The sequence below is a fragment of the Deinococcus multiflagellatus genome, from assembly GCF_020166415.1.
Lineage (GTDB): Bacteria > Deinococcota > Deinococci > Deinococcales > Deinococcaceae > Deinococcus > Deinococcus multiflagellatus.
The window spans coordinates 337,268-351,137 of the sequence record NZ_JAIQXV010000001.1 but is presented as its reverse complement, the minus strand read 5'-3'; the positions used below and the strand labels follow the sequence as shown (position 1 = coordinate 351,137).

At 71.0% G+C, this 13,870-nt stretch carries 16 protein-coding genes; 10 read left to right on the top strand and 6 right to left on the bottom strand.

What is annotated here, in order from left to right:
- Window positions 1-8: 8 nt before the first annotated feature.
- The 6 genes from K7W41_RS01670 (at window position 9) to K7W41_RS01645 (ending at window position 5,704) form a co-directional block, all read left to right on the top strand.
- Window positions 9-239, top strand: coding sequence for a hypothetical protein (locus K7W41_RS01670; RefSeq protein WP_224604045.1), 231 nt, complete (start codon window positions 9-11; stop codon window positions 237-239).
- Complete coding sequence (locus tag K7W41_RS01665) at window positions 218-736, top strand: hypothetical protein (RefSeq protein WP_224604043.1); 519 nt, start codon at window positions 218-220, stop codon at window positions 734-736. The genes K7W41_RS01670 and K7W41_RS01665 overlap by 22 nt, the downstream gene beginning before the upstream one ends.
- On the top strand, window positions 733-1,638 hold the full coding sequence (gene gluQRS / locus K7W41_RS01660) for a tRNA glutamyl-Q(34) synthetase GluQRS (protein ID WP_224604042.1): 906 nt from the start codon (window positions 733-735) through the stop codon (window positions 1,636-1,638). The genes K7W41_RS01665 and gluQRS overlap by 4 nt, the downstream gene beginning before the upstream one ends.
- Before the next feature lie 34 nt (window positions 1,639-1,672).
- Window positions 1,673-2,956 (top strand): tryptophan synthase subunit beta, encoded by a 1,284-nt coding sequence (trpB, locus tag K7W41_RS01655; RefSeq protein ID WP_224604041.1) that lies wholly within the window; start codon window positions 1,673-1,675, stop codon window positions 2,954-2,956.
- Window positions 2,953-3,756 (top strand): tryptophan synthase subunit alpha, encoded by an 804-nt coding sequence (gene trpA, locus K7W41_RS01650; RefSeq protein WP_224604040.1) that lies wholly within the window; start codon window positions 2,953-2,955, stop codon window positions 3,754-3,756. Before trpB ends, trpA begins: the two co-directional genes overlap by 4 nt.
- A gap of 148 nt (window positions 3,757-3,904) precedes the next feature.
- Window positions 3,905-5,704, top strand: coding sequence for a tetratricopeptide repeat-containing diguanylate cyclase (locus K7W41_RS01645; protein WP_224604039.1), 1,800 nt, complete (start codon window positions 3,905-3,907; stop codon window positions 5,702-5,704).
- 185 nt (window positions 5,705-5,889) lie between these two features.
- Here K7W41_RS01645 and K7W41_RS01640 read toward each other — a convergent pair whose 3' ends face one another.
- From K7W41_RS01640 to K7W41_RS01615, 6 genes are all read right to left on the bottom strand, one after another.
- Window positions 5,890-6,831, bottom strand: a complete 942-nt coding sequence (locus tag K7W41_RS01640) for a class I SAM-dependent rRNA methyltransferase (protein WP_224604557.1) — start codon at window positions 6,829-6,831, stop codon at window positions 5,890-5,892.
- Between the two features lie 108 nt (window positions 6,832-6,939).
- Window positions 6,940-7,863, bottom strand: coding sequence for a phospho-N-acetylmuramoyl-pentapeptide-transferase (locus K7W41_RS01635; RefSeq protein WP_224604038.1), 924 nt, complete (start codon window positions 7,861-7,863; stop codon window positions 6,940-6,942).
- Between the two features lie 201 nt (window positions 7,864-8,064).
- Entirely contained in the window at window positions 8,065-8,838 is a 774-nt protein-coding gene (locus tag K7W41_RS01630; protein WP_224604037.1) for a hypothetical protein, read from the bottom strand.
- A 130-nt stretch (window positions 8,839-8,968) separates the two neighbouring features.
- Entirely contained in the window at window positions 8,969-9,421 is a 453-nt protein-coding gene (locus tag K7W41_RS01625; RefSeq protein ID WP_224604036.1) for a hypothetical protein, read from the bottom strand.
- Window positions 9,422-9,467: 46 nt separating this feature from the next.
- A complete protein-coding gene (locus K7W41_RS01620) occupies window positions 9,468-10,100 on the bottom strand; it encodes a GNAT family N-acetyltransferase (RefSeq protein ID WP_224604034.1) in 633 nt (210 codons plus the stop codon).
- A 217-nt stretch (window positions 10,101-10,317) separates the two neighbouring features.
- Window positions 10,318-10,758 (bottom strand): 23S rRNA (pseudouridine(1915)-N(3))-methyltransferase RlmH, encoded by a 441-nt coding sequence (locus K7W41_RS01615; RefSeq protein ID WP_224604032.1) that lies wholly within the window; start codon window positions 10,756-10,758, stop codon window positions 10,318-10,320.
- A gap of 89 nt (window positions 10,759-10,847) precedes the next feature.
- Between K7W41_RS01615 and K7W41_RS01610 the strand changes: the two genes are divergently transcribed.
- The 4 genes from K7W41_RS01610 to pfkA are packed head-to-tail and all read left to right on the top strand — an operon-like array spanning window position 10,848 to window position 13,481.
- Window positions 10,848-11,276, top strand: coding sequence for a hypothetical protein (locus K7W41_RS01610; RefSeq protein WP_224604029.1), 429 nt, complete (start codon window positions 10,848-10,850; stop codon window positions 11,274-11,276).
- Entirely contained in the window at window positions 11,273-11,506 is a 234-nt protein-coding gene (locus K7W41_RS01605; protein WP_221088859.1) for a hypothetical protein, read from the top strand. The genes K7W41_RS01610 and K7W41_RS01605 overlap by 4 nt, the downstream gene beginning before the upstream one ends.
- Complete coding sequence (gene rsmI / locus K7W41_RS01600; RefSeq protein ID WP_224604027.1) at window positions 11,499-12,425, top strand: 16S rRNA (cytidine(1402)-2'-O)-methyltransferase; 927 nt, start codon at window positions 11,499-11,501, stop codon at window positions 12,423-12,425. Before K7W41_RS01605 ends, rsmI begins: the two co-directional genes overlap by 8 nt.
- A gap of 45 nt (window positions 12,426-12,470) precedes the next feature.
- Window positions 12,471-13,481: a 6-phosphofructokinase gene (pfkA, locus tag K7W41_RS01595; protein WP_221088857.1), complete on the top strand. Its 1,011-nt coding sequence runs from the start codon at window positions 12,471-12,473 to the stop codon at window positions 13,479-13,481.
- Window positions 13,482-13,870 lie beyond the last annotated feature (389 nt).

Below are 13,870 nucleotides of genomic sequence, written 5' to 3'. Positions count from 1 at the left end.
GCACGCGCGTGGGCCGGTTTGACTATCTGACAGAGGGCCAGAAGGCCGGCAAGCGCCGCAAGGTGACCCCCGAACCCGACGGGCGCCGCACCCAGGCGGCCGGCGAGCCGCTGGAACCCGTGTACCTGCGCCGCGAAACCGTGCGCGCGGTGTGGAAACAGGTGAAAAAGGACGGCGGCGAGAGTGTCAGCGAATTGGTCGAAGACCTGCTGCTGGCGTGGCTCCGGGCCCGCAAGTGAAGGGCGGGGCCGCGCGCGCTGGCCGCCTGCTGGGGCTGCTGGCCGCCCTGTGGGTCACGGTTCCCGGGGTGCTGCACCCGCTGAACCCGGGCTGGCTCTCGGGCGTGAACCTCATTTTCCACGAGGCCGGGCACATGCTGCTGATGTTCGCCGGAGAAACCCTCATGCTGCTGGGCGGCAGCCTGCTGCAACTGCTGGTGCCGGGCGCCTGCGCCGCCGCCTTTCTGTGGCGCGGCGACCGCTTTGCCGCTGGCCTGACCACCCTGTGGCTGGCGCACTCGCTGTCGGGGGTGGCCGCCTACATCCGCGACGCCCCCAGGCGCGACCTGCCGCTGATCACTGGCGACCCCGACACCCATGACTGGTGGCAGCTGCTGGGCGGGTGGAACGCGCTGGACGCCGCCGATCCCCTGGGGCGCTTCGTGCTGTTTCTGGCGTATGCGGCGGTGGTGGGCGGCGTGCTGCTGGCCCTGTGGGACGAGGTGGCGGCCCCATGAGCGTGGTGGGCCGCTTTGCCCCCAGCCCCACCGGGGCCATGCACCTGGGCAACGCCCGCACCGCGCTGCTGGCGTGGCTGCACACCCGCGCGCACGGGGGGCGCCACCTCCTGCGCTTTGAAGACCTGGACACCGGCCGCGTGCGCCCCTGGGCCTACGACCTCACCCGCCGCGACCTGGAGTGGCTGGGCCTGGACTGGGACGAGGAGGCTATTCAATCCGCCCGACTCCCTCTGTACGCGGCGGCGCTGGCCCGGCTGGACACCTACCCCTGCACCTGCACCCGCAAGGAGGTGCAGGCGGCCATTCAGGCGAGTGCCGGCGCGCCCCACGGCGCTGAACCCGTTTACCCGGGGAGGTGCCGCGCAGGCACCGCGCACCCCGGCCGCCCCGCCGCGCAGCGCTGGCGCGTGCCGGACGAGGTGGTCTGCGCCCACGACGCCCTGAACCACCAGACCCTGTGCCAGCACCTGCCGGGCGAGGTGGGTGACCTCGTGCTGCAGCGCAACGACGGTGTTTTCGCCTACCACCTCGCCGTGGTGGTGGACGACGCCGAGGCCGGCGTGACCGATGTGGTGCGCGGCGCCGACCTGTGGACCGCCACGCCCCGGCAGGTGGCCCTGGGGCGCGCGCTGGGACTGCCCACGCCCCGCTACCTGCATGTGCCGCTGCTGCATGACTACCGGGGCGAGCGGCTGGCCAAACGCGGCGGCGCCCCGCCCCTGTCAGCCCTGCGCGAAGGAGGCGAGGCCCCGGGCCGCGTCTTGGCCGAACTGGCCCGCAGCCTGGGCTGGCCTGTGCCCGCCGAGGTCGGCCTGGACGAGCTGCTGCCCCTGTGGCGTGCCGAGCTGGCAAAGGTGGCCTTTTCTACAAACTTAGATGACCTGTCTAAGTTGCCCTAACGCCCGTTCGCCCGTCCCCACCTACCCTGGGGCCATGCCCCTGACGCTCCCCACCTACCCCCAGCCGGACGCGCGCGGGCGCTTCGGCCGTTTTGGCGGGCGGTATGTGCCCGAAACGCTGATTCCGGCGCTCGACGAGCTGGAAACGGCCTACGCGGCGGCCAAGACCGACCCGGCCTTCCTAGGAGAACTGGACCGCCTGCTGCGTGAATTCGTGGGGCGGCCCAGCGGCCTGTACCTTGCCCAGCGCCTCACCGAACACGCGGGCGGCGCCAGGATTTACCTCAAGCGCGAGGACCAGAATTACACGGGCGCCCACAAGATCAACAACTGTCTGGCCCAGGCCCTGCTGGCCGTGCGCATGGGCAAAAAGCGCGTGATTGCCGAAACCGGCGCCGGGCAGCACGGCGTGGCCAGCGCCACCGCCGCCGCCCTGCTGGGCCTGTCGTGCGTGGTGTACATGGGCGCCGAGGACATTCGCCGTCAGGCCCTGAATGTCTTTCGCATGAAGCTGCTGGGCGCCGAGGTCCGCGAGGTCACCTCCGGCACCGCCACCCTCAAGGACGCCACCAACGAGGCCATCCGCGACTGGGTCACCAACGTGCGCGACACCTTTTACATCCTGGGCAGCGTGGTGGGCCCGCACCCCTACCCGGCGATGGTGCGCGACTTTCAGTCTGTCATTGGCGAGGAACTCAAGGTGCAGCACCAGGCCCTGGAGGGCCGCCCGGCGCCCGACGCCATCGTGGCCTGCGTGGGCGGCGGCAGCAACGCCATCGGCATCTTTGCGCCCTTTGCCTACCTGCCCGAGGAAGAGCGGCCTCTCCTGATTGGCACCGAGGCCGCCGGGGAAGGCGTGGACTCCGGGCGCCACGCCGCCAGCGTGGCCGGTGGGCGCATCGGTGTGCTGCACGGCGCCATGATGTACCTGTTGAACGACGACGAGGGCCAGATCGTGCCGCCGCATTCGGTGAGCGCGGGCCTGGACTACCCCGGGATTGGCCCCGAGCACTGCCTGTACGCCCAGACCGGCGCCGCGCAGTACGTGCCCGTCACCGACGCCCAGGCCCTAGACGCCCTGCAGCTGCTGACCCGCTTAGAAGGCATTATTCCCGCGCTGGAAAGTGCCCACGCCATTTACCACGCGGTCGAACTGGCCCGCACCATGCGCCCGGACCAGACCGTGGTGGTCAACCTCTCGGGCCGGGGCGACAAGGACGTGGCCGAGGTCATGCGCCTGCTCAGTCTGCAGGACCCGGTGGGCGAGACACCGGGCCAACTGCTGTCCCCGTCCCTTCTTTCCGAGGTGCACGCATGACCACCCTGGCTCCCACGCGCGGCGCCGCGCGCCTGCACGCCGCTTTCGAGCAGGCCCGCACAGAGGGCCGCGCCGCCTTCATTCCCTACATGACGGCCGGCTATCCCACCGCCGCTGGTTTCCCGGCCCTGGCGCAGACGCTGCTGGCCCACGCCGACATTCTGGAAGTGGGCATTCCCTACAGTGACCCCCTGGGCGACGGCCCCACCATCCAGCGCGCCAGCGAGCAGGCCCTGGCGGGCGGCACCAGCACCCGCCACTCCCTGGCCCTGGTGGCCGAGCTGCGCGCCAGGACCGACAAGCCCATCGTGGTGATGACCTATGTAAACCCCATCTACGCCGTGGGCCCGCGCGAATTCATGCGGCTGGCCCAGCGCGCCGGTGTGGACGGCCTGATCCTGCCGGACCTGCCCCCCGATCAGGACCTGGAAATTGCCGATCTGGCCGCCGAGCACGGTCTAGCCGTCACTTTCCTGATTGCGCCCACCAGCACCCCGGCGCGCGTGGCCCTGGTGGCGCAGGCCTGCACCGGCTTTCTGTACGCGGTCAGCGTGACCGGCGTGACCGGCGCCCGTGAAGGCGCGGCCCTGGGCGAGGTGCCCGCCATGCTGGCCCTGGCGCGGCAGCACGCCCGCGTGCCGGTCGCCGTGGGCTTTGGGGTCAAAGACGCCGCCACCGCCCGGCAGGTGGCCGGGGTGGCCGACGGCGTGGTGGTGGGCAGCGCCTTTATTACCGCCGCCGCCAACGGTCAGGATGTGGACGCCCTGGCCGCCAGCATTCGCGCGGGCTGCGTGCGCTAACCTGCGGTAAAACAGGGCCGGGGGTGGCCCGCTGGGCCCGGCTGAAGTGGCCGCGCTGTCAGCCGCCCGTGAGAGGCCTGTCCCTACACTGCCCCCAAGCAGACTGGGCACGCGGGCTCACCCGCCGCGCGGCCCCCGGAGGACGCCCATGCACGACGCCGCAGCCGGGCCGCTGACCGCCCCCGAGCGCATAGACGACCTGAACCGCCGCTCCGCCCAGCTGGTGTTTCAGCACCCCCGCGAGGCCCTGGCCTTCAGCGAGGAAGCGCTGGCGCTGGCCCGCGCCGCGGCAGATCAGCCGCGCATGGCCCTCAGCGCGCTGCGCCTGGGCACGGCGGCCTCGGTGTCGGGCGACGACGAACGCGCCGCCCTCCTGGTGGCCGAGGCGCTGGCGCTGTTTCAGGCGGTGGGTGACACCCAGGGCGAGGCGGGCGCCTACCTGAGCCTGTCCACCGTCTGTCGCAACCTGGGCCGCCTGATTGACGGCCTGCAGCACGCCCTGCAGGGCCTGGACATCGCCCGGCGCGAGGGGCTGCAGCGGCTTCAGGGCGCCTGCCTGAGCAACGTGGGCCTGATTCACACCGACCTGGGCGACCACCAGAAGGCCCTGGAAGCCTTTCTGGCGGCCCTGCCCCTGACGCGCGCCGCTGGCCTGCCGGGCGACGAGGCCATGTGCCTGACCAACCTGGGCGACGTGTGCCAGCAGGCCGGCGAGGCCGCCCAGGCCTTGACCCACTACGGGGCGGCCCTGGCGATCATCCGCCGCCTGGGCCACACCCACCATGAACTGGACGTGCTGTGTGGCCTGGGGCAGGCGCATGTGAAACTGGGGCAGGCCGAGGAGGCCCTGAGCCTCCTGCGCGGCGCGCTGGACGTGGCCCAGGCCCGGGGCGACCACAAGTGTGACGCCCGGCTGCTGCTGGGCCTGGGGGACGCCTACCAGCAACTGGGGCAGGCCGAAGATGCCCTGCACGTCTACCGGCAGGCCCGCACCCTGGCCGCCGAGGCCCGCGCCGCCCACGAGGAGTCGCGCGCCCTGCGCTGGCTGGGGGCCCTGCACCTGAAGCGGCGCGAATCGGCCCAGGCCCTCGATGCCCTGGAAGAGGGGCTGGCCCTGGCCCAGGGCTGCCGGGCCCAGCGCGACGAGCAGGAGATTCACGCCCTGCTCAGCGAAACCCACCGCCAGCGCGGCGCCTACCGCGCGGCCCTGCAGCATTACCAGCGCTATCACCAGCTGGAACGTGAGCTGGACAACCTGCAGGCCCTGCACCGCACCCAGGCCCTTCTGCTGCAGGTGGACCTGGATCAGGCCCGCCACGCCGCCGAGGCCCAGCGCCAGATCAACGCCCGCCTGACCGAACTGAACCAGGAACTCGCGGCGGCCAACGCACAGAAGGCCGAGTTGCTGGCCCGCCTGCAAGCCCAGGCCGAGCACCTCGTGCGGCTCTCGCAGGAAGACGCCCTGACCGGCCTGTCCAACCGGCGCCACTTCAACGAGTGCCTGGAGGCCGAGGTGCAGCGCGCCCTGCGCTATGGCCGACCCCTGAGCGTGGTGCTGCTGGACATTGACCACTTCAAGGCGGTGAACGACACCTACTCGCATCAGGTGGGCGACCTCGTGCTGCGCGAACTGGCCGGGCTGCTGCGCGCCAGCTGCCGCCAGATGGACACCGTGGCCCGCTTTGGCGGCGAGGAATTCGTGCTGCTGCTGCCCGAAACGGCTGGCCCCGCCGCCCAGACCATGTGCGAGCGCCTGCGCCAGACGGTGCAGAACCACGACTGGAGCGGGCTGCACCCCGGCCTGCGCCTGACAGTCAGCCTGGGGGTGGCGTCGTACTGCACCCTGGGCGCCGCCCAGTTGCTGGCCCTGGCCGACGCCGAGCTGTACCGCGCCAAGGGCGCCGGCCGCAACCGGGTCAGTCTGGCAAGTGAGCCGGGGTGCGAGTAGGCTGGCCCGCCTGTGCTTGCCGCGAACGGCTCTCCATCCGGGCTCCTCATAGCGGTCAGCCCATGACCGGAAGGTGAACCTTTCCGGTTATGTGGGGCGAGCGGCGCGAGTGACCGCCACAGACAGCGGTTGAAGTGGCGTTGAGGGGGGTGCGTTCCTCCTCGTAACGTCACGGAAGACCGCTGTCAGTTCAGCGTCCACACCTGCACCTTCAGGTGCCCGGCGCCCGGGTAATCCTCGCCCGCACCGAAGCTGCCCTGCAACTCGGCCCGCCGCCCCTGCTCGTACAGCCCGCTCTGCACCATGCGCTCCAGTTGCGGGCCAGACACGCCAGCGTGGTTCAGCAGCGCCAGCACCTGCCCCCCCGGCGCCGTGACCCGGGCCGCCAGCCCGGCCAGCCGGGCGTAATCGCGCTCGGCCCGCCATACGCCGCTCTTGCCCCGCGCGAAGCTGGGGGGGTCCAGCACCACGAGGTCAAAGCGGTCGCCCCGGCGCTCCAGGCGAGCGAGCCACTCGAACACGTCGCCGTACAGAAAATCCTGGTCTGGCGCGCTCAGGCCGCTCTGGGCGTAGTTGGCCTGCCCCCAGGCCAGCACCTTGCGCGACAGGTCCACGTTTTTCACCGCCGCCGCCCCACCCAGCGCGGCACTCAGGCCAAAGCCGCAGGTGTAGGCAAAGGTATTCAGCACCCGCCGCCCCGCGCTGTGGGCCCGCACCCAGGCGCGCGCCGGGCGGGCGTCGGTAAACAGGCCGGTGCTCAGGTCGGCACCGGGGCGGATCAGGAAGGGCACGCCGGCCTCGGTCGCCACCAGTTCGGGCAAGGGCCCACCCCACACCGGCTCTGGCGGCGAGAGCTGCTCGCGGGCCACATTCGCCACATGCCGTGCCTCCGGTGGGCGGCGCTTGAGGTACACCCCCTGCAGCCCGGCCGCCTCGCCCCAGACTGCGGCCAGATCGTGCTCCTGGGCGGCCGTCAGCGGCACGTACAGGCTCAGAATGCCGGCCCGGCCCGCCACGTCCACCGTGTACACGCCCTCTGTTTCGGTCAGGTGCGCGGCGCGGTACAGCGTGGTGCCCTGCGCGCGCAGGTGGGCGCGGCGCGTCAGCAGGGCGGCGGGGTCGGGCAGTCGGCTCACGCGCCCGAGTGTACGCGCAGAAGCAGGCACAGGCGAAGCCACACAGAAACAGGGGAGAGGCGGCGCGCGCCCCTTCCCCGTCCCCGGCCTTGGGCGCCGCTACGGCCGCCCGCCCAGCAGCCACCACACGCCCGCCGTGGCCACCGCCGTGATCACCCAGAAGCGCATGGTGACGTGCGTTTCGGGCCAGCCGATGTCCTTGTGCTCAAAGTGGTGCTGAATGGGCGCCATCTTGAACACCCGCTTGCCGCGCAGCTTGAACGACGCCACCTGAATCACCACGCTCAGCACCGCCACCACCGGAATGATGGCCGCCAGCGGCAGCAGCCAGACGTCGGCGTGCAGCACGTAGGCCCCGGCCGCAATCGCCCCGATGGCGTGGCTGCCCATGTCGCCCATGAACACGCGCGCCGGGTGGGCGTTGAACCACAGGAAGCCCAGCAGCGCCGCTACCAGCAGGGCGCTGATGGGTGAGAGCCCCAGCAGCGGCAGCAGCACGATGATGGCAATGCCCGACAGCAGCCCGTCCAGGCCATCGGCGAAGTTAAAGGCGTTCACGCTGCCCACCATCACCAGGGTCAGCAGGACCACGTCGCCCACCCGGCCCAGGCCCGGCACCAGTTCGTGCGAGGCCAGCGGCGCGGCGAAGTAGGCGAACAGCGCCGCCACCAGAAACTGCAGCGGGAACTTCTCGCGTGCCAGCAGCTCGCTTTTCCCGCTGCCCTTCATGCGCGAGCGGATTTTCAGCAGGTCGTCGGCCCCGCCGATCAGACCCATGCCCAGGGCGGTGAGCATGATGATCAGTTCGCGGCTGTCGCCGCCCTGCCCGCTCAGGTACAGCGGCACGAACACCAGCAGCATGGCCACCACAAAGGGCACGCCGCCCGCCGTGGGCGTGCCGTCCTTGACCAGGTGGGTCTGCGGTCCGTCGGCGCGCACGCGCTGGCCCCAGCCGCGCGCCTTGCTGACCCGCACGAACAGCCCCACCAGAAACCACGACAGCAGCGCCGTCACGACCATCATGGCCGCACCGCCCGAACTCCACGCACAGTCTGCATCTCAACCGGGGAGCCTACCACGCGCCCTGAGGGCAGAACCCAGCGCCGCTGAGGTGGGGGCCCGGCCAGTGGCTGAGGGGCGAACAAGGTGCATGGGTTAAGAAGACAGCGGTGGCCCGGCGGAGAGAGGGGCCAGCCCAAGCAGAAGCAGCCACCCCAGCACCCTTTACTCCTCCAGGGCCTGGGCGGCGGCCCGGATGGCGCGGCTCATGGATGGTGGCACGCTTTCGTGGGCCTCCAGATGCGCCAGCAGGGCCAGCGCCGCCTGCGGGGTGCCCGCGTACCCCGGTGCAAAGGCCGGCAACTGCGCCGCCAATCCCGGGGCCCGCGCCTCCACCCGCCGCTCGGGGCTGAAGGGATCTGCGCCGGCCGCCGGCAGGGCGCCGCGCGCCGCCGCCAGCGCCAGTACATGCCCCAGTGCGTAGCCCTGCACAAAGGTCATGGCGCTCAGCCGCTCGCCGCGTCCGTAGCGGCCCAGGCCCACCAGCAGATTGGTCAGCGCCTCGCCCAGATGGTGGGCGTGCGCCTCGGCCGGGTGTGGGGGCGGCGGCGCTGGCGGCACGGCGGGCAGACCCGGGAAGTCCGGGGCGGCCCAGACCACCCGCGCACTTGCCAGCGGCAATTCGGGCAGGCGGGACCCTTCAAAGGCCGCAAATTCCGCATAGATGCCATCTTCAAACAGCACCTTGGCCCCGTCCGGGGTATTGCGAAACGTAAAGGCCAACGGCGCGGCCTGCGCCAGCCACGCGCCGTCCAGAAACCGGCCCACTTCGCCTGGGCGGGCGATCACAAAAAAGTCGAGGTCAGACCATCGGTCCAGCCGCTCCCGTTCACGGCCCACCGAGCCCAGCCCCAGCAGGGCCAGCGCGTGACCGGAGTCGGCCACCACCCGCGCAAGGGCATTCAGGCGGGCCAGCAGGGCATCGGGCGCAGTGGGCACGCCCCTGTTCTACCGCGCGCAGGCGACCACTACCGTCATGACGGGGCCTGGGGATGTCCTCACTGCCCCTGGGGCGAACGAGGTGACGGGCCGCACAGGACTGTGGCGCCAAAGGAACGCGCCGCCGCGCTCAGTCCGCCAGATAGCGGATAAAGTCGCGCATCTCGTTCACGCAGGCATCGGCGCCGTCGGCCGCGCTGCTGCCGGTCACGGTGCGCAGGAGGCCGCTGTCACTCAGAAACAGCTGGCTGACGCGGTAGCTGGTGCCGCCCTCCTTGAAATCGTAAGCGGCCAGCACGCTCCAGCGGCCCGCGCGGTCCACCGGCTGCGTGACCACGTTGCGCATGGTGCGCCCCAGGCTGCCCTGCAGTTTCAGGGCGAAGGCCCGCGCCTCGTCCGGGCTGGTAAAGGCCGGAAACGCCTGTCCATGACGCTCCTCGCGCATCAGGCAGTTGCCGCTGGCGTCGGTCCAGTAGTTGGCGTCGCCGCCCACCGGGGTCCAGCCGGGCATGGGCACAATCAGGGCGCGGGCGCTGGGCACACTCAGCGCGGCGAGGGCAGCGGCAAGCAAGAGGCGGCGCATCAGAGGCCAAGCTACCAAAGCTCTGATGACAATCTTGAACCTTTTCTCATGGAAGAGGCGGCGCGGTCCGCCCCAGCAGGTCGTCCAGTCGCCGGTCCAGCGCCGCGCGTACCCCAGGCCACTCGGCCGCCAGGATGCTGAACATCACGCTGTCGCGCGCGTGGCCGTCCGGCCGCACCTGATACGCCCGCAGCACCCCCTCCTGCACCGCGCCCAGCCGCCGCATGGCCCGCAGACTGCGTTCGTTGCGCGCGTCCACCTTGAAGTGCACCCGCCCCGCGCCCAGGCCTTCAAAAGCCCGGCCCAGCAGCAGCCGCTTGGCCTCTGGGTTCACGGCGGTGCCCTGCGCGGCGGGCAGCAACATGGTGCCAATCTCGACCCAGCGGTCCTCTGCGCGCACCTCGCTGTAGCTGATGCGCCCCACCACCGGCCCATCCCCAAGGCGCACGGCAAAGTTCACCCGGCGCGGCAGGGCGTTCAGCCGCTCAATGTAGTCGGCCCAGGCGGGCACCGTCTGCGCCGTGGGCCCGCCGCGCGCCAGAAAGCGGATGGTGTCTTCGGTGGCGCCCGCGTGCAGGTCGGCGGCGTGCTCTGGGTGCAGGGCTTCCAGGGTCACGGCCCGCCCGCGCAGGGTGGGGGCGCGCAGCCACTCGGCCGCAGGGGCAGGCAGGTCGGTCATCTTGCTGCCCAGCGTAGCCCAGGGGGTCCAGGGCACAGGGCCGGCCGGAAGCGTGGTGTCTAGGGGCGTTTCGGCGGTGTGCGCGCTGGACAAGGGGCTGAGGCCGCAGGGCTTGAACTGGCTTCCGGGGGTACCGGCTGGGCCAGAACACCCGCGAGTGGCCCCTGAGCCGTTGGGCCAGAAGGCGCTACTCCGCCTGCACCTGCGAGAAGGGTGCCTAGCCCCGGTGGTACGGCTCCCCTGCGCTGATGGTCCCGGCGCGGTACAGGGCTTCAAGCAGCACCACCATCGCCAGATCGTGCGGCAACGTCAGCTGCCCCAGGCTCCATAACCGGGCCGCCCCGGCGCGCAAGTCGTCGGTGTGGCCGTCCGGGCCGCCCACCGCAAAGGCCAGTTCGCCCACGCCAGAGACCGCCTGCGCGTCCAGAAAGGCACTCAGGCCCTCAGAGGTGAACTGCGCGCCGCGCGGGTCCAGCAGCACCAGGGGCGCCCGCCCGGCCGCACGGCGCACCGCCTCGCTTTCTTGCGCCTGGGTGCGGGCGGACACCCGCGTGACCTGCACGCGGTGAAAGCGCCGCAGCCGCTTTTCGTACTCGTCCCACCCGGCCCGCGCATAGGCCAGCTTGGGTTCGCCAACGGTAATCAGGTGCAGACGCACGCGGGGCAGCTTACGGTATTTCGTGTGCCAGGGCCCGCCCGCTACACTGGGCCCATGCCCGCCTTGACCCTTTGCCCCGCAGGTGGGGCATGAACTACGCGGCCACGCTGGCGGTGCTGGTGGTGCTGGCCTTCAGCTTTCCGCTGACGGTGCAACTCGGCGCGCGCATCGGCGTGCCGGAAGCCATCACCCTCTCGGTGCTGGGGGCGGCCTTTACCTTCAGTCTGGCCACCTTTCTGGTGCGCTGGCAGGTCAACCGGCACCGCGCGCATCTGGCGCGGCTGGACACGGCGCGGGCGCAGGTGGCGGCCGAACCGGACAATCCCCGCGCGTATTTTGTGGGGGGCGAGCATCTGGGCGCGCTGCTGCTGCGCCTGGACCGCCGCCGAGAAGCGGCCGAGGTGATTGACCGCTACGCCCGGCTGGGCGGCGCACGTGAAAGTGAGATCGTGGCGCTGCGCGAAGCGCAATCGGCGGCCGAACGTCGGGTGCGCCGCGCGCAGGGGAGGGACACATGAAAGCGTACAAAGGCGTCGTGGAAAACGGCGTGGTGGTGATTATCGGCGGCCGTCTGCCCGAGGGCGCGGTCGTGACGGTGACAGTGGGCGAAGGCGAACTGCTGCGCGCCCGGATCACCAATGTTCTCAAGCGGCCCCGCAAGGTGCGCGTCCGCCTGAAGCCCACCCCCGGGCTGGCGGCCACGGCGGCAGGGCCCCTGCACGCCGCCTTGCCGGGGGCCGATGACTGAGCCGGTGAATGGGCCACTGGATGGGCCGCTGGAGACGGCCTGGACCGAGCCAGACCACGCCCCAGAGCCGCCCCACGACCAGAGCGGCGCCCGGGTCTGGCTGGTGCCCACCCCCGTGGGCAACCTGGGCGACATTACCCTACGGGCCCTGGAGGTGCTGCGCGCCGCCGACGCCGTGGCCTGCGAGGACACCCGCCGCACCGGCGCGCTGCTGACCCACCTGGGCATCCGCAAACCCCTGGTGCGCCTTGACGCCCACACCATGAACCGCGCGCCGCAGGTGCTGGAGCGCCATCCCCGCCTGGCTTACGTGAGCGACGCCGGCACCCCCGGCATCAGCGACCCCGGCGCCGAACTGGTGCAGGCCGCGCTGGCGGCCGACGTGCCCGTGGAAGTGCTGCCCGGCCCCACCGCGCTGGTGCCCGCGCTGGTGCTCTCGGGTTTGCCAGCTGGGCGCTTTGCCTTTGAAGGCTTCCTGCCCCGGGCAGGCCGCGACCGCCGCGAGCGTCTGGCTGCGGTGGCCGCCCGCGAAGAAACCTCGGTGCTGTACGAGAGTCCCCACCGTCTGCACGACACCTTGCAGGACCTCGCCGCCGCCTGCGGCGAGACGCGCCCCGCCAGTGTGACCCGCGAACTCAGCAAGCGCTTTGAAGAAACGGCGCGCGGCACCCTGGCCGAACTGGCCGCCCATTTTGAGGGCGGTGTGCGCGGCGAGATTGTGGTGGTGGTGGCGGGCCGCGACCCGGCCGAGGCGGCGCAGGGGCCCGACTTCGCGGCCCTGGCCCAGACCCTGGCAGAAGCCGGCCACAGCGTGAGGGATATACGTGAGCAGTTGCAGCGCCAGGGTTTGCGTAAGAATGACGCTTACACCTTGGCGCTTCAGGCCACCGGAAGCGCTTCCGACCGTTCCACCGACTGAAGTTCCTGCCCTGGCGGCACCGCCGACCGAAACGAGGCCCCCTCCATGACCGATGTTCCGCACTGCCCGCCCCAGCCCAATCCCGCCGGGATTCGCCGCGTTGCCGTTCTGACCAGCGGCGGCGACGCCCCCGGCATGAACGCCGCCATCCGCGCCGTGGTGCGCACCGCCACCTCGCAGGGCATAGAGGTGATTGGGGTGCGCCGGGGCTTTTCTGGCCTGCACCGGGGCGACTTCGTGACCCTGGGGCCCCGGGACGTGGCCAACACCATTCAGCGCGGCGGCACCATCCTGCTCTCGGCCCGCAGCGCCACGTGGCGCACCCCCGAAGGCCGCGCCCGGGGTGCCCGGCACCTGCGCGCCCACGACGTGGACGCCCTGATCGTGATTGGCGGCGACGGCTCCTTCCACGGCGCCCATTTCCTGCAAGAAGAGCACGACATTCCGGTGGTGGGTCTGCCGGGCACCATTGACAACGACCTGTACGGCACCGACCACACCATCGGCTATTTCACGGCCGTGGAAACTGCCCTGGACGCCGTGGACAAGCTGCGCGACACCGGCGCCAGCCACGAGCGCATCTTCGTGATTGAGGTCATGGGCCGCCACGCCGGCCACATTGCCCTGGACGTGGCGGTGGCCGGCGGCGCCGAGGAGGTCTTTATCCCCGAAGACGCCAAGGACATGGCCAGTGTGCTGGACACCGTGCGCAGCAGCGTCAAGCGCGGCAAGCTGGGCAGCATCATCATCGTGGCCGAGGGCTATCCGGGCGGCGCCACCGGGGTCGCCGCCGCCATTCAGGAAGGCACCGGCATGGAAACCCGCGTGAGCATCCTGGGCCACATCCAGCGCGGGGGCAGCCCGGTGTCCTCGGACCGGATTCTGGCCAGCCGCCTGGGCGAAGCCGCCGTGTACGCCCTGATGGAAGGCCGCAAGGGCGTGATGATCGGCCGCCAGAACCATGAGGTGAGCTACACCCCCCTGAACGAGACCTGGGAGCAGCGCAAGGACGTGAGCCGCGACCTGTACCGCTGCGCCCGCACCCTGAGTATCTGAGGTCAGAGCGAGTGGGGGAGCGTCTCAGGGTGAACCTCAACAACCAAGCGGGTGGGCCGGGACAGAACACCGAACCCGCCCGCTTTCGTTATGTGCAATCAGGGCGTGGAGGAGTTGGGAGTGGGGTGATCGAGCAGGACAAACACCTCGACTGGGCAAGAGGGCGGGCCGTTCTTATATGAGGCGCGGCGACTGCGAATTGTCGTCAGAGACCCTGAGCCCGCTTGCCGGCCTCTGCGGCGCCGCTGTCAAGGTCCCATCCGCTGCGAGTTCCCGCAAGGATGGCGAAACAGCGAGGTTATCGAGCGGCTCTCTGCGGAATGCTGAGGCTGTCCACGCTCCGGCTCTGAGCCGCTGAACCCGCTACCCAGCCCCTGAACGCGAAGGAT